Source organism: Allotamlana fucoidanivorans (assembly GCF_045788535.1).
GTDB classification, from domain to species: domain Bacteria; phylum Bacteroidota; class Bacteroidia; order Flavobacteriales; family Flavobacteriaceae; genus Allotamlana; species Allotamlana fucoidanivorans.
Genome location: NZ_CP074074.1, coordinates 673396 through 696203, shown reverse-complemented (window position 1 = coordinate 696203; position 22808 = coordinate 673396). Strand labels below are relative to the sequence as shown.

Below are 22808 nucleotides of genomic sequence, written 5' to 3'. Positions count from 1 at the left end.
AAATGTAAATATAAAGGTTTCAGCTTTTAAATTTGAAATATTAAAATGAAAAATCAATAAAAAATTTCGTTTAAAAGTCATAATAATGTTTTAATCTGTAATGATTTCTAAAGTGATTAACTTTGTTCTTATTCCTCCTCATCATCATCGTCAGGTATAATATTAATAGAGGGTTCTCTAAGTACCTGTTTGTTCGCAATGTTACGTTCAAGTGATAATAATAATGAAGGTAATAGTAATAAATTAGATAACATAGCAAACAGTAATGTGGCAGAAACCAGTGCCCCCAATGCTACGGTACCTCCAAAACTAGAGATGGTAAATACTGAAAACCCAAAAAACAATACAATAGAGGTGTAAAACATACTTACCCCTGTTTCTCTAAGTGCTCCGTAAACCGATACTTTTATTTTCCATTTGTTTGCTTGCAATTCTTGCCGGTATTTAGCCAGAAAATGAATGGTGTCATCTACAGAAATACCAAAGGCAATACTAAATACCAAAATGGTTGATGGTTTTATGGGCACCCCTAAATAGCCCATTAATCCAGCGGTAATTAATAAAGGTAATAAATTAGGGATAAGCGAAACTATAATCATTCTAGCCGATCTGAACATATAAGCCATGAAAAGAGCAATTAATAAAATAGCCAGAGATAATGAAATAGCTAGGTTTTTAACCAAGTATTTGGTTCCTTTTTGAAAAACCAAAGCCTTACCCGTCATGGTAACATTATATTTTTCTTTTGGGAATACTTTATCAATCTTGGTTTGTAGGTTTTCTTCAATACGTTCCATTTTGTCCGTACCTATATCTTTCATAAAGGTGGTGATACGCGCATATTGCCCCGTACTATCTACAAAGTTTTTAAGCAAATCAACATTAGAAGAGGAGTTTTTTGCATAAGACAATATAAAGTTGTTCTCTTGTGAGGTTGGAAGCTGATAGTATTTAGGATTGCCATTATAGTAAGCTTGCTTTGAATATTTAACCAAACCAACTACCGAAATAGGTTTTGAAAGCTCGGGTGTTTCAATGATCAACTCTTCTAGTTCATTCATACGCTTCAGTGTAGACAGCTTCATAACCCCCTTTTTCCGTTTGGTATCCACCATTATTTCCAATGGCATAATACCGTTAAATTCATCTTCAAAGAAGCGAATGTCATGCACAAAATCAGATTCTTGTGGCATATCTTCAATCAAACTCCCCGATATTTTTATTTGATAAATACCAATAATACTAACGGTTAATAGGATAACGGCTGTAATATAAATGGTTATTCTCCTATGTTTCACCATTCGTTCCATCCAATTTACAAATCCTCCAATCCAGCGTTTGTTTAAATGCTCTAGATGCCGGTCTTTTGGGAAAGGTAAAAACGTATAAATTATAGGAATAATAAGTAAACAAAGTACAAAGATGGCCAATATACTTAGCGAGGCAACAACTCCAAATTCTTTTAATAGTTTGCTTTCGGTTAAAATGAATGTGGCAAACCCAGAAGCAGTTGTAACATTAGTCATTAATGTAGCATTGCCTACTTTCGTAATAACACGTTGCAATGACTTTACTTTGTTGCCATGAAGCTTTACTTCATGTTGGTATTTGTTGATTAAAAAAATACAGTTGGGTATACCAATAACAATAATTAGAGGCGGGATTAGTGCGGTTAATACGGTAATTTCATAATTGAGGAAACCAATAATACCAAGCGTCCACATAACGCCAATGCACACAACAATGAGTGAAATAAAAGTGGCTCTAAATGATCGGAAAAAGAAAAAGAATATAATAGAAGTGACTAAAAGGGCAGCAAAAATGAATAGGCCAATTTCATCTACAATATTTTGTGAGTTCAGTGTTCTGATGTAAGGCATTCCTGAAACGCGAACATCTAGATGATACTGGTCTTGAAAGGCTTCAATATTTGGAAGTAGCACATCTATAATAAAGTCTTTTCTCGCTGGTGTGTTTACAATATCTTTATTTAAATAGATGGCTGTCCTTACAGTTTTAGTGTCTTTGTTGAATAAAAAATTGTCGTAAAAAGGATATTTCTTAAACAACTCATTCTGCAACTTTTCTATTTGAGCTACTGAAGCTATAGAATCTTTTATAAAGGGTTCTAGTTTAAACCGTTCATGTTTTGTGTCCTTTATGAGTTTTTGTAAATCTTGAATAGAGATAACAGTTTCAACAGCTTCATTAACTTTAAAAGCATCTGAGAGATGATTCCAAGCGTTTAGTTTTTCAATAGAAAAAAGAGTCGAGTCTTTAACGCCTATAACAATAAGGTTTCCTTCTTCTCCAAAGGTTTTTAAAAAATCATTATATATAAGATTTACCTCATGGTCATCTGGTAACAAATTGGCTTCAGTATACGTGAAACGCATATTTTCCCATTTAAGACTAAGCAGAACAGTAGCGGCGATTATACCAATAAGTATAATAATTTTATTACGAAGAATTAGTCTGGCAACGACATCCCAAAAGTGTTTGGTTAAAAGTTTAAGCATACGTCATTTTAAAGAAGCGCAAAGGTAGAAAAATCAGGCATAATACCTCAAAATGAGACGTTAAAAGTGAATTTAAACGCAACATTGTCACTAATGTTAGGAAGGTGGTAAGCACCATAGCGATATGTAAAGCTTAAACCGAACCCAAACAGTAATTTGTTGAATTCAAAACCAGATTCGGTAAACCCGTGCTTTAAAGAGCTAAAAGTTATATTGTCATGTCTTTCAGGATTGTCCATGTCTCCTATGGCATACCTAGAAATTAAAACCAACTGTGGTTTTAACTTATCAGAAATTTGAAACGGTGGTAAAAAATATCTAAACTGAATGGTGGCAAATTTATCAGAAAAGAATTCATTAAAATACATGGTTTCAAAACTGTTTAAGCCGGCCACGGTAAAGCGTTGTAGTATTTTTTCTTTTGTAATGTTATTGGGGTAGGCATGGTACAGATGGGTGAGTGGGGCATCGCCAATAGCCATACCAGTAACTAGAGTAATTTGCCCGTAATGGTTGGGGTTCTGACCAATCTTTTCAATAACCTTAAAATCAAACTTTGAGAAGTCAAAATCACCTTTAAAGGCATTTTTAAAACTTTTTGTGTATTGAAACGAAAACTTCGGGAATCCCGATTTTGTTTCTCTCATACCAATAGGAGTGGGTTCAAATTTACTAAACGGACTCCATTGAAATCCTACAATACCCGTAGTTATATTAAAAGAGTGATACGATGTGTCATTTAAAAGGTAGTTGTAGCTATAGGTAGGCTCAATATTACTTACTGCAAATTCGGCTTCTGATAGAAGGTGGGGTGCTATTTGATGTTCTATAGCCACTGCTGTTGTTATGTGCTTGTGAAACAAATCAATATTTAGCAAACGAGGTTCAAAAAACTGAAATACCCTAGAGTCTGTTATGTACCGTGTACTCCCCGTTTCTTGTAAATCATCTGTATAGGTTGCATTTAACCAAGTATTAGTTTTTTGAGCTAACCTAATACCTCCTCCAAAACTGTATTTAAATCTATGGTCTCTAAAACCGTAAACTGCATAGGTGTTGAATCTGAATTTTTCAGAAAAAGTATGGTTTGTTACTCCGCCTAGTCCAGTACGAATCCCTTCGTAATGGTTGTATTTTACTAAATACCTAAGGTCAAAATTAAAGTACTTGGTAGGGAAATAACCATTTCCAATACTTTTAAGTAATAAGTTTTTGTTAATAGAGTCTCGCTGAGGCTCATTAGTAACATCAATTGGCTCTTGTGATTGTGCCAAAAAAGTCGAAAAAATAGCTAATAAAAAAAATGAGCTTTTTGGCATTTAAAAACCGTTTATAGGCAGAATTATGAAAAAAGCGACATGGTAATAGTCGCTTTTCTATTATACGGTCATGATTTCTTTTTCTTTAGTATCAAAAAGATCATCAATAATTTTTACAAATTTATCGGTAAGCGCTTGAATATCAATTTCAGCATTCTTTTTTAGGTCTTCTGAAACATCATCATTTTTCTTAACCTCATTCATGGCTTCTTTTCTAGCCGTTCTAATGCTTATTTTAGCATCTTCTGCTTCAGCTTTTGCTTGTTTAGCTAATATTTTTCTTCGTTCTTCAGTTAATGGTGGCACATTAATGATTATAACCTCGCCATTATTCATAGGATTAAACCCTAGGTTGGCATAGGCAATGCCACGTTCAATTTCTTGTAGCATACTTTTTTCCCAAGGTTGAACAGAAATGGTTCTACCATCTGGCGTGTTAACATTAGCAACTTGCGATAATGGGGTTTGTGAACCATAATAGTCAACCATAACACTACCAAGCATGGCAGGGCTCGCTTTTCCTGCTCTTATATTTAAAAATGCCTTTTTTAGATGAGCAATGGCGTTATCCATTGATTCCTTTGTGGTGTCTAATATAAATTGAATGTCTTCGTTCATTGTTTTAATTTTTAGGGATTAAATCAAAAATTGCGCCAAGTATTAAACGTTAACTACAGTACCTATATTTTCGCCAGAAACTACTTTAAGTAAATTTCCTTTTTTATTCATGTCAAAAACAATAATAGGTAAATTGTTTTCTTGACTTAAGGTAAAAGCTGTTGTGTCCATAACTTTAAGACCTTTACGTAGTACATCATCAAAACTTATGGTGTTAAATTTAACGGCATTGGTGTCTTTTTCCGGATCTGCATTGTAGATACCGTCAACACGGGTTCCTTTTAAAATAACATCGGCTTCAATCTCGATAGCACGCAATACAGCGGCAGAATCAGTTGTAAAATAAGGATTTCCAGTACCGCCACCAAAAATAACTACACGGCCTTTTTCTAAATGGCGCATGGCTTTTCTTCTAATAAAAGGTTCGGCTACTTCATTTATTTTTATAGCGGTTTGTAATCTTGTTGGCATACCAGCATCTTCTAAAGCACCTTGTAAAGCCAATCCATTAATAACCGTTGCTAGCATACCCATATAATCCCCTTGTACACGGTCCATACCTTTACTAGCTCCAGCCACACCTCTAAAAATGTTACCGCCACCTATAACAATGGCTACTTCAACACCTTTGTCCATTATCGTTTTTATGTCTTGCGCGTATTCTGCCAAGCGTTCAGAATCAATACCATATTGGCGTGTTCCCATGAGTGCTTCACCAGATAGTTTAAGGAGTATTCTTTTATATTTCATGTTTTGTTTTAACTGAAGTTGCGCAAAATTACGTATTTTTTTTATTTTGGAATTTATATAAAACCTTAATTTTAGAATAAAAAAACCACTATTCAAGGGAATAGTGGTTTTATATGAATGTGTCCGCCAAAGCGGAAATGGTTCATGTTATCCTACAGTAGCACGTTTAAAACCAACGATTTCAACATCTCCAAAAGAAGCAACATAGTCTGCAACTGTTTTCTTTTCATCTTTGATGAATTTTTGATCCAATAGACATTGTTCTTGATCTAAAGTCGTGTTGTCAGAAATGAAACGTTCCATTTTACCTGGTAAAATTCGGTCCCAAATCTTTTCTGGTTTACCTTCAGCAGCTAACTCTGCTTTAGCATCTTCTTCAGCTTGTGCTAAAACTTCAGGTGTTAATTGTGCCATTGAGATGTATTTAGGTACATTTTTAAGTGTTTTACCTAAACGGCCAAGCTCAATATTGTCTTTTTCTATAACTGCAATTCTTGCTTCAGTTTCAGACGCCACATAAGCAGGATCAAAATCTTTGTATGATAATGATGTAGCCCCCATTGAAGCAACTTGCATAGCTATGTCTTTTACTAAAACATCAGCATTATCAACCTTTGCAGTTAAACCAACTAAAGCAGCAATTTTGTTAATGTGTACATAAGACCCCACATAAGCAGCTTCTAATTTTTCAAAAGCTGTAATGTCTAGTTTTTCGCCAATAACCCCAGTTTGCTCAACTAATTTTTCAGCAACAGTCATACCACCAAAATCGGCCGCTAAAAAGGCTTCTTTTGAATCGTGGTTTAAAGCGATATCAGCTAAATCATTAGCAAGTGCTAAGAAATTTTCATTTTTACCAACAAAGTCTGTTTCGCAGCCTAAAACTATGGCAACACCCGCTGTTTGGTCTGCATTGATTTTAGCTACAGCAGCACCTTCAGAAGACTCTCTGTCAGCTCTTTTTTCTGCTACTTTTTGTCCTTTCTTACGTAAAACTTCAATAGCTTTATCAAAATCGCCTTCAGCCTCAACCAAAGCTTTCTTGCAATCCATCATACCTGCTCCAGTTGCTTGTCTTAATTTATTAACTTCTGCAGCTGTTACTTTTACTGTAGTACTCATAGTAATTATAATTTAAAAAAAGTCGTTCAATTTATTTCCTGCAAAGAAAAGAACTAAACGACTTATTTGTGTTGTATTAATGTTTTTTATTCTTCTTCTTCAGCAACGGCTTGTTTAGCTTTTGCTTTAGTAGTTTCTTTTGCAGAGGAACTTGCTTCTTTTTCAGCTTTACGCTCAGCTAAACCTCCGGAAATTGCAGATGTTACATGAGATAAAATCTTATCAATTGATTTTGAAGCATCATCATTTGCAGGGATAACATAGTCAACCTGACGTGGATCAGAGTTGGTGTCAACCATTGCAAAAATAGGAATGTTTAATTTTTGAGCTTCTTTAATCGCGATATGCTCACGCTTAATATCTACAACAAATAAAGCACCTGGTAAACGCGTCATGTCACTAATAGATCCTAAGTTTTTTTCTAACTTAGCTCTTAAACGATCTACTTGTAAACGCTCCTTTTTAGATAATGTATTGAAGGTGCCGTCTTTCTTCATTCTATCAATAGAAGCCATTTTTTTAACCGCTTTTCTAATAGTAACAAAGTTAGTTAACATACCACCTGGCCATCTTTCAGTGATGTAAGGCATATTAATTTCTCCAGCTTTTTCAGCAACAATATCTTTTGCTTGTTTTTTTGTTGCAACGAATAAAATTTTACGTCCTGAAGCGGCAATTTTTGCTAATGCAGCTCCGGCTTCTTCAATTTTAGCCGCTGTTTTATATAGATTAATGATATGGATACCGTTACGCTCCATATAAACGTAAGGCGCCATGTTTGGATCCCACTTACGTGTCAAGTGCCCAAAGTGTACACCTGCTTCAAGTAATTCTTTTACTTCTACTGCCATTTTGTAATAGTTTACGTTCTGTTGAATTAGCAATGATTAAGTGGTCCTTTTAAAAATTCGCCTTAATCATTTAGATGCTAAACTAATTCCTGTCTTATTTATAGACCAGGACAACAATAACTGTTTTTTAAATTTTTGATATAGATGTGAAACAAGATAGTTTATGCCGCACATCTGAAAATGATATTAACGTTTAGAGAACTGGAATTTCTTACGCGCTTTCTTCTGACCGAATTTTTTACGCTCTACCATTCTTGGATCTCTTGTTAATAAACCTTCTGGTTTTAAAGTTAATCTATTCTCAGCATCAACCTCGCACATAGCACGAGAAATAGCTAAACGAACAGCTTCTGCTTGACCAGTAATACCACCTCCATATACATTTACTGTAATATCAAAGTTGCTTTCATTGTTAGTCAAAGCTAATGGTTGCTTTACTTTGTACTGTAACGTAGCGGTAGTAAAGTAATTAGCTAAGTCTTTTTTGTTAATCGTAATGTTTCCGCTTCCCGCAGATACATAAGCACGAGCAACAGCCGTTTTTCTACGGCCGATTTTGTGAATTACTTCCATTAATTAAATTCGTTTAAATTGATTGTTTTTGGTTTTTGAGCTTCGTGTTTATGCTCTGAACCAACAACAACGGTTAGATTACGGAATAAATCGGCACCTAATTTGTTTTTAGGTAACATTCCTTTTACTGATTTTTCTACTACTCTTGCAGGATCTTTTCCATACAATTCTGTAGCAGTTAAACTTCTTTGACCTCCTGGGTATCCTGTGTGACGAATGTATGATTTCTCAGCCCATTTGTTACCGGATAATGTGATTTTCTCTGCGTTGATAATGATTACATTATCTCCACAATCAACATGAGGTGTGAAGTTTGGCTTGTGCTTACCTCTTAATAGTTTTGCAACTTTTGAAGCTAAACGACCAAGCGCTTGACCTTCAGCATCAACCAAAACCCACTCTTTATTTACAGTAGCTTTGTTTGCTGAAATCGTTTTGTAGCTTAATGTGTCCACACTAATTGATTTTTAATTATTAAACATTCCTCTCTCAAAAAGAGTTTGCAAATTTACGATTATAAATTTGATTACCAAACCCTGCTGCGGGTTTTTTTGTTATTGAAAATCAGCTAGCTGAAGTCATATTATGTGTTGTATTATGTTAGGTAGGTATAAATTGTTTTATTTGGTGTAAAGCGCAGGTTTAAAATCGGGTAATATCTACAAGTTGAATGGTGGCTACCAAATACACATTATCACTCAACGGATTTACAACCATGGATGCTTTTATAGGAATAGTAATTTTGTCTGTGTCAACAAGATTACGTTTTAATGAGACTCCAATATCATTAAAGCCTGCTTTGCTAGAGTAGAATGTGGGACCGCTTAAATCGTTCCAACTAAAAGAATACCCTATATGCGCTTCTATTTTGTAATCTCCAGCTTTTTTGCTGTAAGTCACATTAAAGTATTGTGTATAGCGCTGTTCTCCCCGTCTTAATAAAATGTCATTGGCATCATCTTCAGGTAAGGATGGCCGGTCTCTACCAAATAAAAAGGTTGATGACAACAGTGAAAAATGATTAGATAGTTTAAAGCTTGCCATAAAATCTAAAAGGCCACGTGTGGTTTCTGGATTAAAATCAAAAAAACCAGACGCTGTGGGGATATTGGTAATACCTTCCGTGAAATTGTAATACCAGTCTAATCTTAGATTGAATTTTGGTCTGTAATAAATAAGAATAAGATCGGTTTCTTGATATGCACTATTTGTATTAACCCCTCCGTAAAATCCTAAAATAAAATCACCATATTTAACACCTGCTTGTGTAGCTAAAACAGGTGTTTTTGAAGGGGTAAGCCCTCTAAATACATTCATGGTTTTAAAAGCAAAAGACATATCGTAGGTAAATTTACCCTCTTCTACCTGAATAATTTCGTCTTCAAGAATACGGTCTTCGTTTTGAGCTATGGTTTGAGCACTGAGAGCAATAAGGATAGCAAAAAGAATGATTTTCTTCATTTTAATTTGTATTTAAATTAATTAATAAAGCCGTATCAAGGTTTCACCTTGTAACCCCTAAATTGGACAAGAAGGTTGAAAACTTAGTACAAAGCTATTTTGATTGACACTATGCATATTATAAATTAACTAGACAATAATAAAAAGCATTTATTTTAATTTAACATCGTCATCTTCTAATTTGTTTTATTAGTACTCTAACAACATACAGCATAAAAACTAGAATTAAACATAGCAGTTCTTTTTTTAAGAATATTTGTTAGTTACTTTTTTGGTTTTAGATAAACGGACTTTCCTTCTTTTATCGTTTCTAAAACAAGAATTTCTTTGATGTCTGCCTCAGGAACTTTTAACGGGTTTTTATCAAGAACTACTAAATCTGCTAATTTTCCAACTTCTAATGTGCCTTTACTATCTTCTTCAAAATGCTGATAGGCCGACCAACTCGTAATACCCTGCAAAGCTTCGTAGGCTGAAATTTTTTCGTCTGCTCCAATAACTTGTCCAGATCGCGATTTGCGTTCTACAGAAATCCCTACCATACGCATCAGGTTTGGTAAGGCTACTGGTGCATCTGTATGAATAGTGATTTTCACACCTTTATCCAAAGCTGTTCTGGTAGGGCTAATTTTATTACCTAAACTGTCTCCAATGATTTGTTTATGCCAATCTCCCCAATAAAACGTGTGCAATGGAAAAAGTGAAACCATTAAATTAAGGTCTTTGGCATCATCTAACTGGTCTTTACGTATGTATTGACCATGTATAATAACATCACGCCTTTTATCATGACTATAGCGCTCTTCCAATTTTCGCATAGTTCTTAACAGTTGATCTGCAGCCGCATCGCCGTTGGTATGACTTAGTATTTGCCAGTTGTTTTTATACCCTTTTTCATAAATGGTTAGTAAGGTGCTATCACTTGGTATGGCAGGATAGCCTTTATAGTTGGCGTCTTGTCCATCGGGTGGTATTAAATATGGAATTGTTCTCCAAGCGGTTCTACCTTGAGGAGAACCATCTAGGGTCACTTTCATACCTCCAATACGATAATGATTATTGTATGTGGTACTATTCCAAGGCGTACTCATCAACTCATCAACAACAGTGTAATCGATATAGCTGACTACATCTAATTTTAACTTGTCATTTTCTGATGCAGCCGCAAGCATATCATGACTAGCTTTCATGGTTCTACCATCCTGAGCCGTTGTATAGCCATATGATAATGCCATATTTTGACCAGCTTCAAAGAATTTATCCGAGGCTTCCTTAGTTACAGGAGTGGTTGCCTTAAAGGCATAAGGTATAGCAGCAAGCTCTTCTAAAACCCCATTGGGTTCATTGCTGCCTTCTTCTCGCCTAATAACCCCTCCTTCGGGATTTTTAGTACTAGCATCATAGCCTATTTTTTCTAGACCTTTAGAGTTAACAACAGCAAAATGCCCTGAAATATGAACAATCATAACTGGAAATTCTGTGGTTACCTCATCTAGATCATGCTTCGTTGGAAAACGTTTTTCTTCTAATATAGAATCATCAAATCCCATCCCAAAAACCCAACCAGTTAAGGCTCTGTTCTCTGGAGTATTCCATGCTTTTAGAATTTTAATAAGTTCGGGTATGTTTTTAGCTCCAGCATCTGGGGGAGGTAATATTTGTGCCCCAATAGCCTGAATACTAAATGCTGTAAAATGAGCGTGACCATCAATAAAACCAGGCAACATAGTATTGCTGTTTAGGTTAACTTTTTTGGCGTTGCTAAATTGCTTTTCAGCTTCATTAAGCGTACCTACAAAGGCAATCTTGTCCTCTTTTACAACCAAGGCCTCTGTATATGTTGGTGTGGCACCTTTCATAGTAAGTATGTCTCCCCCAAAATACAGCTGCGCATCAAACGATTCTTTTTTCTCTTGCTTACATCCAAAAGTGAAGCACATGCTTAGCACCAACAATATAATTGCTGTTTTTCTTTGATTAGTTAATTTCATAGTAAATGTATTTGCAATAGTTTTAATTTTTTTTAAACACCAGAATATTCAAGAAAAACATGTTTAGGTTTTTAACTTAAAGCTACAAGTAGCTGATTTTTAGCGCTTCATTTATATTTAAAGATAGTAAAATCATGGGAGTTATGAATGACAGTTACTTGAATTAAATAAGACAAACTCTAAACCTTATTTATAGCTATTTAACTTCACTATTTATTTTTTTGACGGTTTTCTCCAAATAAAGCATTAGTGTAGCACATTATTCCTAATTCTAAGCCCGCTCGTTGAGACTTGTTGAAAGCACTAGAATAGGTCAATGCAACTATCCATTTTTTACTTTCCCATCTTACACCCGCACGATAACTAATGGGTGCGTTTGCTTGACCAGCAGTTCCAAATACTTCCCCAACGATAGCCGATTGTGGAATGACTTTATATATTGCAAGTCTTGAGCTATAAGTGAAACCCCAAGCCGTAGTATTTGTTTGTTTATGATCTAAGTTTACCGTTGCTCCTGGTAATATATCTAAAAGCACATTATTTTTAGCAAAAGCAAACGTGGCGGTACCCATAACCCACCAGGATTGAAAACTACTGGTTATTTCTCCGTAGTCTAAATGGTGAGGAAACAAACCAACTCCTCCCAGTACTGAATAGCCTGCTGTTTCTGCTTCGTTTTGATATAACCGGCGCTTTAAATAAAAAGAAGGGTTTATAAAAGCTTCTGAATTGGTTTTAGGGTCATTATAATAATATACAAACTGTGAATTAAACTCCCATTCGGGTAAAAAGGCCAGTATGGCATAAAATTGCGCATAATCCTGTCCGGCAGTAGCCACTAACGTACCCACACCATGAGGCGCCACCCACTGATTGTCTCCTGCAAATTGTTGCCCATAAACGTGCCCTGTAAAGAGAGTGATAGATAAAACGTAAAACCCAATAAATAGTTGTTTGTTTGGCATGAAACTATTGCTTTTAGAATTTTCATTGTTAGAATGAAATAACCCCTATATATAAGCTAATCGCTGCTCTCTTTAAAATTCAAATTTAGCCATGGTTTGCAGTCTGTTAGCTTCCCCGTAAGCATCATTAGAGGTTCGTTGTGCACCCCAAATGTATTCAGCACCTATTGTGAAGTTTTTATCAAATCGATATACCAGATTTAAATGACCAATACCACCGCGTTTTAATGCAAAATCGGCTCGTGATGCTGGTGCACCAAGCCATCCATACGCATAATTTATATTGCTTTCTAATTTAGGAGCCCAACGATGCATAAAACCAACTAACGCTGATTTGGCTATCATTGGTTCAAGTTTTCCATCGGCATTTAATACGGCATTGGCGTTACTGCCAGCAAAGGCTATAATATTTTCCCCGCAAGCGGAACCGTAATTAAGGTTGTAGGTAAAATAATTGTTTTCACCAATATACTGTCTTCCCGCAACCACAAAATTCCATTGAATGGTTTGATCGTAGGGGCCTGTATTGGTGCCATCCCAACGTAATTGAGCCACACTTGTTCCTAAAAATAACACACCAGTTTTCCAACGGTAATCCATTCTCAAAGCGAGTAAAGGGAGTTGCAAAGATGCCTTGCCATCAAAATTGTTAGGGTTTTCAATGCCTAAAAAGTTCTGGTTTTCTATGGCTGCAGCAATTTTTATTTTGTCTGTTATTTGTTTTTGATACCTTACTTGTATGGAGCGACCTCCAAACAGGGCGTCACCAGCAGCAAAATCAATCATAAAGGCCATAGATTCTAAAAATGATAAGGTGGTCCAGGTTTGACCAATGATGAAATCGCCAGCGCCAATATAAGCGTGTCTTATTCTAAAATAACCAGAAGTATTGAACCAGTCGCCTTCAAAAAATAAATGTAATGGTATTTTTCCTTCGGCATGGCGTCTTACATCAATGTTAAAACGAGTTTCTTTAACCAAAAAATGGGTGTATCCTTCATTACCAAATTCAGGTTGCCCTTCTACAGGTATGGTTGACATGAGAAACTGGTCTTTATCTCGGGTGCCATTAAAGTCATACAAAAAGTCAGCTTTTAAATAGCCTCCAATTTTCATTCGAAAATCGGTACCAAACATGGGCCATGACCCTGGAAATTTAGAACTAACAAGATGTTCTCTAGCTGTTTTTAAAACACTTTCTTTAAGATCCTCTTTTGGTGTTTCTAATGGATTAGGAATAGAGTCTTTAACCTGAGCCTGAAGAGTTAAAGAAAAATAAAGGCTTATTAGTACGGAAAAAAAGCTACTACTTTTCATATATAGAAATTTAATATTTGTAATGTAGTCACCATAGCATGAATAGAAAATAATTTTCACTTACTATGCACTTTGACTAGCAATCATATGGTTTGTGTATCACGAAATAACGCATAAAAATAATTCAATTTATAATAAAAAGTTCATGTAATTTGTAGAATTTTCTATTATAAATTGAATTGTATAGTGATTTACCAAGGTAATGGAACTACCGGGGCAAATGTAAATCTAATTTGGTGTTGCGGGCCAAAGGCATCAGGAGAAGCTACATAATACCAGTATTGTAAGCCCATTCTAACTGGTAACTTGCCGAACTTTAATACTTTTTGCGCACCTGTTCCTATTGGTAAGGATAGTTTATTGCCTTTAGTACCACGATGATTGTATGCATACGTTGGTGTGGCACTAATTTGCCAACCTTTGCTGAGATTTACGGTATAAAAATACTGTCCAGCTGTAACGCTTGCACTTTTAGGCCCTGTACTTGTGCCAAATACATCATTGGTGAAAATGGTACCTCCCGCATAATCTTTTACACTACCAACACCTATGGCTTGACTCACCATTAAACCTAATACACCCCATTTGGTGAGTTTAGCAGCCATTATTTCAGGGCCAAGCGTTACCTGGCTTGCTCTTAATGCTTTGTTTGAAGCCGTAGGAAAACCTCCAAAAACACCAACCAAGGTAATCCATTTTGATGGCCAGGTTTTACCTATGGCTACATCGGCACTAATGTTACCTAAACCGCCTTTATTTTCAAAACCATTTATCCCTAAAACCGGTTGTGATAAGAAAACAGGTATTAATGGCCTCACATAAAGATTTATACCTTGTGAAATAGGAATAGGTAATGACGGTTGAAAATTCAATACAAAACCATTTTGATTAGCATCTGGAATATCGCCATTGTAATTTACATAATCTATAGGGAAAAGCATTTGGCCTAATGTGGCATTTGGGTTAGCCAGTTTTTTTGCTAATTCTTCATCAGAATCTGGTTTTTTACTGTCTCCTGTATCTTGGGCATTTACTACTAGAAAGGACATAATAAGGTGCAGTAAAACAGCACAAATTATGTTTTGTCGTTTTTTAAGAGTAATCATAGTCATAGTTTTTAAATGTTATTTTAGGTGTAATATTAAAGGTAATATTATTTGTTTTGGCTTAAAATGTTATGATGCTTCATAGATTACAAAAAGAACATCAATAGGCCTCAAGTGAAGCAATATTACCTCACTTAAGGCCTTTTAATATAATCTATTTTAACGTGTTTTTATACACTTTACCATCCTTCATGATTAGCTGAAATTTTTCGTCATATTCTTGCATAACGCTAAGGTCTTTCATTGGGTTACCATCAATAATAATCAGGTCTGCATAGGCGCCTTCAACAATTTTACCCAATGGCCCTTCTTGATATGGGTGGCGCGGACCACTCAATTCTAACAGACGAGCGTTATCAGAAGTAACCATTTTTAACACTTCATAGTTAGTAAACCAAGTGCCCATTCTTACCAAATAGAGGCTTTGCTGTGCGGCTTTAGAGGCGTCCATTAATTGGTCTGTACCAAAAGCGACATTTACACCTAGCTTGCGTGCTTGTGTATATACATTGTTAACAGCGTCTGTAACTTGAAGCCATTTTTTTTCGCTAACAGGACTTGCCCATTTCATGTCGTCTGCAAACATAGCTTGAGGACTTAGCCAAGCATCATGTTCTTTCATTAGTTTTAAAGTTTCGTCTGAGGCAAAAAAACCATGCTCTATACATTTTACACCAGCCAATATAGACTTCTTGATGCCTTCATCTGTCATTACATGAGCATGTACATAGGTGTTAAAGTTTGCGGCTTCTTCTACGACAGCTTCTATTTCTTCTACAGAGAATTCACCAACATCTAGCGGGTCGTATTGTGAAGATACGCCTCCGCCGGTACAAATTTTTATTTGCGTAGCACCGTACTTTAAAATTTCTCTTGATCTTTTACGTACTTCTGGCACGCCATCAGCAATCATGGCCATCATATTACGTTCCCAGTAGCTGAGTTCTGAAGTAGAGTTCCTGGGGTTTTCTGCTAGTACCGTATGAAAATCGGCATGTCCAGAAGTTTGACTCATAAATGGCCCCGATGGTAAAATACGATGCCCTGGATATTCTCCAGAATCTATTAGTTTTTTAATGGCAAATGGATTTCCTCCTGGGTCTCTAACCGTAGTAAAACCACGCATCAAAGTGAGTTTAGCGCCCGTCATACTTCGAATAGCTACTTCTGGCATATCGCCTTGATTTAGCATAAGTACAGTTGCTGGGGTATACGCATAAGTGGTATGCCAGTGCACATCAATAAGGCCTGGCATTAGAAATTTTCCACCAGCATCAATAACTTCAGCGCCTTTCGGGGCTTTTATGCTTTTGGCTATTTGTTTAACCAGATTATCTTCCACTAGAATATCTGTGCCTTCAATGAGCTTTTCATTTACACCATCAAAAACGTTGGCGTTTTTAATAAGTATGGATGAAGTTTGCTTTTTTTGACTAAAAGCCATAAGGCTTAAGAAAAGCATTAATAGAACTAAGGTTAATTTGTGGTTTTTCATAAAAAAATTTAATGGATTAATAGCTAAGTAATTTATTTTTTAAGCTCTTTTAGATTATCAAATATGGTATAAAAGAAGCCAATAGATTTGGCATATTCATCAACCAAAATACGCTCATTCACACCATGGAATCCTTTAAATTCTTCGGTGTTTTCTAATTGAATAGCAGTGATGGTATATACATCTGGTGCAAAATCACGTGCCTGAAAGTGTTTAGAATCTGAACCACCAATTACAAAGAAAGGCGATACAATTAAATCATTACCATAGATTTGACGAATGGTTTTTTCAAGCATATTATAAGCTGGATTGCCTACCTGTGCTATGTTGGTAGCTGGTGTTGAAGCAGAAATGTCTCTAATTTGAATGCGATCATCGTTAATTGCTTTTTTAATATGTTCAATGATCACTTCTGGAGTATCACCTGGCATAGGTCTGAAATTTACAACAGCGGTTGCTGAAGGTGGCAATACATTATCTTTAATACCTGCATTAAACATGGTGGTAGCTATTGTAGTATGTAACATGGCTCTTGTTACTTCATTTTTTGTCATGCTCTCAATGAATTTTTTTTCCATGTCTGTGAGTTCTCCATCTTTACCAAAAGCAACCGCAGCAAATAGAGGCTGTAGTGATTCATCTAATTCTGGCCCCATATAACGGTATTGCGAACGAACCGCAGGATGTATTTTATAAGGAAACGGAGCTGCTTCTAATTTCGTAATCGCTTTTGCCAAAATACCAATGTTAGATTCTTCTGGAGGCATAGAAGAATGCCCACCAATACCATGTATAGCCAATTCTAAACTAATAAACCCTTTTTGAGCAATACCAATTAATGCCGTATTGTCTTTAATACCTGGAAATATACCAGGAGTTAATGGAGCGGACTCATCCATAACATAAGCAAATCGCTTAATACCTCGTGCTTCTAGAACATCGGCTACTTTTTTGGCACCTTCTGCACCTCCTACTTCTTCATCCTGTCCAAATACAAAATAAAGGGTACGTTCTGGCTGCCAACCTTCTTTAAGTTTCATTTCGGCTGCCTCTAAAATAGCATGAATTTGATTTTTATCATCTAACACCCCGCGGCCCCAGATGTAACCATCTTTTACAGTGCCTGCAAAAGGCTCTACTTTCCATTCTCCCCTAGATTCCTCAGGAACTGGCACAACGTCTTGATGGGCATAAAATAATGCTGGTTCTAAACTAGGATCTTTACCTTCCCAAGTGTAAAGTAAACTGTAAGGTCTAGGATCGCCATGTAGTTCTTTTTTTAGTGTTTTATGTACTAAAGGGTATGATTGTTCTAAAAATTTATGATACCCCTCAAAAGCTTTGGTATCAAAATCATCTCTGTCTTGGTTAGATATTGTTTTAAAAGTTACGGCTTTTGATAGTCTTTTAACCGCAGCATCTAAATCGACATCAACAGATATTTGCTCAATACCTGTCATCTGCATAGAAGTAAAATTTTCTAGGTTAACAGGTTCTGAAGGTTTTTCTTCTGACGTACTTTGTCCTGATTTTTGGTTGCAACTAAAGCATAGGGCAAGGGAGCATATTCCAGCGTAATAAATAAATTTAGATTTCATATGATTACTATTTTTGAAGTTCATTGTTAGTTGTTTTTTTTAAACGATATCATTTTTTAATAATAATAAAATGTTTGGGGGAATCTGAAAAGGTTGTTGTTTTCTCAAGGGACTTTATTTGAACTAACCCTGACTGCATAGGTATAGTTTGCTCGCCAATACATATCCTCCAAATATGGGAATAAAGCTATGTTTTCAGGAATTTGTTTTACTGGTGTTCTTTTTAAATAAATTTTGCTGAATAATTTGACCTTTTCAATGATGCCATCAACTACACCAGCAATTTTTATGAACATGGCTTTTTGTTCGCTAATTAGAAAAAATAGAAATGAACAAAACACTAAGAATGTTGAAATTCTTGTATTCATAAAATGTTAGTTAGAGATTAATAAAGCAAGTTGGCAAATGAAAACCAATATAAAAATAAGCATTTTTTTATAAACTATGCGTGCATTATAAAAAAAGTATACCATGTTAATGATTTCTTAACATTGTTTAATGTTTGAGAAAAACATTAAACGTATTTCTTTTAAAATTAGTGGTTTAAAAAGAAAATTAGTGCTAAATGAGCAATACGATTAAGCATTGTGTATGAAAACTTTAAAGAAATTTTAAAAAATTTGAATACGTTTTAGCTGATAAAAAGCTTCAGAGAAATTAAAATAAAGCCCCTTACTATTTTTTCCAATACCAAAATCTACACCTACATTCATCCTAGGTTGTACTTCATACCGAAAGCCAACACCGCCATTTGGTAGCCAATTTTGAAAGTCTTCAAAGCTATTTCCTATAGAACCTGTTCCTAGCCAGGTTACAATACCTACTTTGCTCATGTCTTTCATTTTATTTAAAAACATATAGCGCCATTCGCCTATGAAGGCCATCCCAAATTTGTCACGGTATACCCCGTTTAAGTAGCTTCTTAATAAATCTGTTGAACCAATAAGTGTCAATGCACTATAAGGCACATGTCCCATGGCTTTTCTAGTGTATAATTTTACAGCTAAAAGATTCTCTGGTCTATTTAAGGTTTTATAATAACTAGCATCTCCTTAAATATTTCAAGTGTAACAAAATAGGCTCACTATGAAATTCTCTATATTTAGAACTTCATAGTGAGTCTTTATCCTGGAACCTAACAGTCTAGTGTGCTATTTATTATCTAATGACAAAGCTGCTGCTCTCATATATCCTACAGGGCGATTAAGGTCAACGGATGAACTGAAATATACACCTACAAAGTCCCGCTTAGGGTCAATGTAGATTCCCTGACCATTGTGTCCCAACTTGGCAAGAGCCCCATCTTCCCATAAGAAGTCAAATTGAGCGCCACTTCCTATTACGGCTTGATCACCTAAGTATTTATAAGCTGTTTTTCCTACAAAGTTTTTATTGAAAATTTCAGCAGGTATCATGCTCTCGAATAAGTAGTCAATAATCTCTTGTGATATTACTTCTTTGCCTGTAATTCGCTGGAAAGATGGTGTGTATAGTAGGCCAAATCTTCCCATATCCTCAAGCGTTGAATTCATAGCGGTAGCTGAATGAATGGTTCCATCAGGGAACAAGTTGGGCACAAATTCACCAGTACCGGCATATTTGAAGAGTCTATCGTATAGGTGATCCACCATTTTCTTTCCAGTGACGTTTTCAATGGCTACACTCAATACTTGCGTATTCATACTAGCATACTGATACAGGCTATAGGGTTCAGCAATTTTTTTTGCTTCACGAATTACATCTATCCAATCTTCATGCTTTCCTTCGTACAGGTCTCCAAATGAGGCTTGGTAGTAGCGCTGTTCCATAGTGCCGTATTTGTACATATTACCCGATACATCATCAGCATTTAAACCTGCCGACATGGTTAAAACCGCTCGAACGGGAACATTATCCCAATCGCTACCCTTTAATCTTGGAACGTAATCGGTAATTGGAGCGTTATCATCCACTTTACCTGATACAATTAAATCCATCATAAGCGTGCCGGTAACAGCTTTGGTTACAGACATCCAAACATGCTTGTCTTCAGGGCGCATTCCAGGGTAATTTTCATAAACCACTTTTCCCTTATGTATCATCATGATGGCCTGTAGTCTAGATTCGGAAGAATTCGTGTACTCGATTAGCGTTGGAAATGCATTCCCTTCTACGTCATCATAGGTAATCTCATCGAACCTGCTATCCAATACTCTCGGCAACTCAAATTGATTCTCTGAAGCTGGCACCACGGCACTTGGTAAAAATTCCCACATGAAATTGTGGTAATAGAGAGCATCATCCATACCGGTCTCTTTATCATCCATAACATCCGAGGTGAAATGTCTTGCAGAGAATAAATCTTGAGCCCTACGCATTCTGTTGAGTGGGTAACCTTCTTCAAGAAGTTTTTTATGCTCAGCTACCGTTAAATTATTCTTTTGTCCTGCATATTTTTTAAGAAATACTTCAGTGTTTGGAGGCACAGAAGTCGTTTTTTCTGTAGAAGCACTAGCTTCCGTTTTTGTGTTTTCTGTTTGGCTACAACTTACTGTAAGCATTGCAATAGCTAGGATTGCTATAAATCTAGGATAAAAATTTGTTTTCATGATTTTTATTTTTATTAATGTTTTTTAATTAATTATCATGATGCAAAGATGCTATGCTTTTAGCAGGTATGCTTATAAGGTAAATTAAGAACCATGCTTAATCTAGATTAAGGTGTAAGGTTCTTACTTGATTTTACTTAGTAATTAGTCGGTTTATAAAGCAAATAGAAGTTTGTAGGTATAATAATTGAACAATAGGTATCCATTGTATGAGTTCAAATAAATAGGAATAAATACGTAATTAGGTATATGTTTAAATTATACATATCTGCAGTATTGTGATAAGAATTCGTTCAATATATGTTAATTAAAAAAGGGGAGGTTTAGATTTTAAAAAAAGTATTAAAAAGCTTCAGAGAAATTAAAATAAAGCCCCGTACTATTTTTTCCAATACCAAAATCTACACGTACATTCATTCTAGGTTGTACTTCATACCGAAAGCCAACACCGCCATTTGGTAGCCAATTTTGAAAGTCATCAAAGCTATTTCCTATAGAACCTGTTCCTAGCCAGGTTACAAGACCTACTTTACTCATGTCTTTCATTTTATTTAAAAACATATAGCGCCATTCGCCTATGAAGGCCATCCCAGATTTGTCACGGTATAACCCGTTTAAGTAGCCTCTTAATAAATCTGTTGAACCAATAAGTGTCATGGCGCTATAAGGCACATGTCCCATGGCTTTTCTAGTGTATAATTTTGCAGCTAAAAGATTCCCTGGTCTATTTAAGGTTTTATAATATCTAGCATCTAATTCAATAGCTTCAAAGTTTTGATTACCTCCTAATTTATCGGTGGCATTATAATAAGAAAAAGAGATGTAAGCGCCTTTATAGGCATTTACCACAATATCTCTGCTATCAAAAGTTAAGGAATAAAAGACGCCAGACTCCCTTATTTTTGGTCCAAATTCTATGTAATTGGGGTCAATGGCCATTATGGGGTTGGTTTCTTTTACGTCAAAATTACTATACATAAAGGCTATACCTCCATAAAGATTTGGTAGTATTTGATACTCTATTTTGGGTTCAACCTGATAAAATGTTCTGTTGTATTCTGAGGTGTCTTCACCTTTTTCAATAGCAGCATTGTTTTCATATCCTATGCCAAAATAATCGGCGCGAACGTTAGAGAATTTTGCAGCCATTCTTGCTCTTAACTTATTATCTAGCCAAAACGTGTTAACAATAGACCCTAGCGTAATATTACCTCTGGTACTGATGCTACCAAGTAATGGAATAGATGAACGCTGTAAATTTTTATTGGCCCTATTGGTACTGAATGTATATAGTAGTCCGCCCCCAAGTAAAGCCCCTGATTCGGGTGTATAACCTGGACCAGCAAAAATACTGAGAAAAGGACCGCCAACAGCAATAGTAGAGTCCTTTCGTTGTTGTCTCTTTTTTAGAGAGGAGGTAATCTTTCCAAAAAAGGATTTGCTTTGTCCAGATACAGGATTAACAAAAGTAAGAACGATAAATAGAGTACTTAATTTTAAAAATTTAAACACAGTATGTTGCTAAAATAGTTAAAGGGTTAAACCAGATAGGAAATTGTTACCTTTAATTCCAAACCTATATCCCAATCCAAATACAACTTGTTGTCTACTTCCCAAGAATGAGTAAATTCCTGTAAAGGTATATCTTTTGTTGATTTGCATATTAACCCCTAAACTCATACTTACAGGATAATACATGGTTTTGTCAAATCGGTATTTTAGTTCAACAGGTTCATTACTTGATAGCCACCTTGAAGCTCCATCATAAATGGGGAATAACACCTCTTGTTCACTGTCTGGTAGCTCATCATACCAATCGTTTAATTGGTTTAAAGCCGCTGCTTTCTTTTCAGGGGTAATACCGACCAGTTTTTCTAAATCAACGGTACCACTGCCGCCTTTACTAATACCCAAATATTGAGCACCCACTAAAACGACAAGGTTTCGGTCTGGGCGTTTAGGAAATCGAAACATATAACCACCTCTACCTCCTAAAACAATGGTTTTTGAAGGCTGATCTAAGTTTTTCATAAAGGTCCATACCATAGTAAAATCTCCCGATAAAACTAAAGGACCAACACCACCCGCCACAACAGTACCCCAACCAATTCCTGTTCCATTATTGTTGGTATTAAAGGTTAAATCAAAAGGCAACCCTAAGTTAATTTCAGTTTGAGAGTTTATTCGTCCTGCTATACCGTAAAAATTTAAAAATGGTAGCAACCAAAAATCATATCTTACATTAACAGCATTGACATCTGCTTGAATTTTTCTGAATCGTGCTATACCATCTATACCTATTAAATTATCAGAATCGAACCCTACATAAGCATTACTTATATTTATATTCTGTCTAGACCATGCGTAATTAACTCCAATACCATTGGGATAAGGTAAATCGAACCCCATTTTTCTTAATTTAGACCCCAAAATAGGAAAATGCCATTCGTAAGGCGTTTCCATTAAGCTGTCCCGATATTTTTGATATTCTTCTGAAATACTTATATTGGCTATCTGACCCATACATGAGCCTTT

At 35.6% G+C, this 22808-nt stretch carries 20 protein-coding genes; all 20 read right to left on the bottom strand.

Features of this window, described 5'->3' with window-relative positions; translation table 11 throughout:
• Nucleotides 1–128: 128 nt before the first annotated feature.
• Entirely contained in the window at nt 129–2519 is a 2391-nt protein-coding gene (locus KFZ70_RS03230) for an RND family transporter (RefSeq protein ID WP_139697185.1), read from the bottom strand.
• 47 nt (nt 2520–2566) lie between these two features.
• Nucleotides 2567–3838, bottom strand: a complete 1272-nt coding sequence (locus KFZ70_RS03225) for a hypothetical protein (protein WP_199240677.1) — start codon at nt 3836–3838, stop codon at nt 2567–2569.
• 60 nt (nt 3839–3898) lie between these two features.
• On the bottom strand, nt 3899–4456 hold the full coding sequence (gene frr, locus KFZ70_RS03220; RefSeq protein WP_139697188.1) for a ribosome recycling factor: 558 nt from the start codon (nt 4454–4456) through the stop codon (nt 3899–3901).
• A 42-nt stretch (nt 4457–4498) separates the two neighbouring features.
• Entirely contained in the window at nt 4499–5206 is a 708-nt protein-coding gene (pyrH, locus tag KFZ70_RS03215) for a UMP kinase (protein WP_139697190.1), read from the bottom strand.
• Nucleotides 5207–5353: 147 nt separating this feature from the next.
• On the bottom strand, nt 5354–6328 hold the full coding sequence (gene tsf / locus KFZ70_RS03210) for a translation elongation factor Ts (protein WP_139697192.1): 975 nt from the start codon (nt 6326–6328) through the stop codon (nt 5354–5356).
• 86 nt (nt 6329–6414) lie between these two features.
• Nucleotides 6415–7179, bottom strand: coding sequence for a 30S ribosomal protein S2 (rpsB, locus tag KFZ70_RS03205; RefSeq protein WP_139697194.1), 765 nt, complete (start codon nt 7177–7179; stop codon nt 6415–6417).
• 186 nt (nt 7180–7365) lie between these two features.
• The gene (gene rpsI / locus KFZ70_RS03200) at nt 7366–7752 is read right to left on the bottom strand and encodes a 30S ribosomal protein S9 (protein WP_139697197.1); all 387 of its coding nucleotides are present in this window, start codon (nt 7750–7752) and stop codon (nt 7366–7368) included.
• Entirely contained in the window at nt 7752–8207 is a 456-nt protein-coding gene (gene rplM, locus KFZ70_RS03195; protein ID WP_139697199.1) for a 50S ribosomal protein L13, read from the bottom strand. The genes rpsI and rplM overlap by 1 nt, the downstream gene beginning before the upstream one ends.
• A 187-nt stretch (nt 8208–8394) precedes the next feature.
• The gene (locus KFZ70_RS03190; RefSeq protein ID WP_139697200.1) at nt 8395–9213 is read right to left on the bottom strand and encodes a hypothetical protein; all 819 of its coding nucleotides are present in this window, start codon (nt 9211–9213) and stop codon (nt 8395–8397) included.
• 263 nt (nt 9214–9476) lie between these two features.
• Nucleotides 9477–11204 carry an amidohydrolase gene (locus KFZ70_RS03185; RefSeq protein ID WP_139697202.1) on the bottom strand — a complete coding sequence of 576 codons (1728 nt, stop codon included), beginning with the start codon at nt 11202–11204 and terminating at the stop codon, nt 9477–9479.
• 209 nt (nt 11205–11413) lie between these two features.
• Entirely contained in the window at nt 11414–12169 is a 756-nt protein-coding gene (locus KFZ70_RS03180; protein ID WP_139697204.1) for a hypothetical protein, read from the bottom strand.
• Nucleotides 12170–12241: 72 nt separating this feature from the next.
• Nucleotides 12242–13486, bottom strand: coding sequence for a DcaP family trimeric outer membrane transporter (locus KFZ70_RS03175; protein WP_139697206.1), 1245 nt, complete (start codon nt 13484–13486; stop codon nt 12242–12244).
• 191 nt (nt 13487–13677) lie between these two features.
• The gene (locus KFZ70_RS03170) at nt 13678–14592 is read right to left on the bottom strand and encodes a hypothetical protein (RefSeq protein WP_139697208.1); all 915 of its coding nucleotides are present in this window, start codon (nt 14590–14592) and stop codon (nt 13678–13680) included.
• Between the two features lie 154 nt (nt 14593–14746).
• A complete protein-coding gene (locus KFZ70_RS03165; RefSeq protein WP_407515914.1) occupies nt 14747–16087 on the bottom strand; it encodes an amidohydrolase family protein in 1341 nt (446 codons plus the stop codon).
• 32 nt (nt 16088–16119) lie between these two features.
• Nucleotides 16120–17685, bottom strand: coding sequence for a M20 family peptidase (locus KFZ70_RS03160; RefSeq protein WP_139697213.1), 1566 nt, complete (start codon nt 17683–17685; stop codon nt 16120–16122).
• A 104-nt stretch (nt 17686–17789) separates the two neighbouring features.
• Complete coding sequence (locus KFZ70_RS03155) at nt 17790–18053, bottom strand: hypothetical protein (RefSeq protein WP_139697215.1); 264 nt, start codon at nt 18051–18053, stop codon at nt 17790–17792.
• A 243-nt stretch (nt 18054–18296) separates the two neighbouring features.
• Nucleotides 18297–18662, bottom strand: coding sequence for a hypothetical protein (locus KFZ70_RS03150; protein WP_139697217.1), 366 nt, complete (start codon nt 18660–18662; stop codon nt 18297–18299).
• A gap of 174 nt (nt 18663–18836) precedes the next feature.
• Nucleotides 18837–20273, bottom strand: a complete 1437-nt coding sequence (locus KFZ70_RS03145) for a serine hydrolase (protein WP_139697219.1) — start codon at nt 20271–20273, stop codon at nt 18837–18839.
• A 342-nt stretch (nt 20274–20615) separates the two neighbouring features.
• Complete coding sequence (locus tag KFZ70_RS03140; RefSeq protein WP_139697221.1) at nt 20616–21785, bottom strand: BamA/TamA family outer membrane protein; 1170 nt, start codon at nt 21783–21785, stop codon at nt 20616–20618.
• Nucleotides 21786–21803: 18 nt separating this feature from the next.
• A complete protein-coding gene (locus KFZ70_RS03135) occupies nt 21804–22796 on the bottom strand; it encodes a hypothetical protein (protein WP_158293209.1) in 993 nt (330 codons plus the stop codon).
• Nucleotides 22797–22808: the final 12 nt, after the last annotated feature.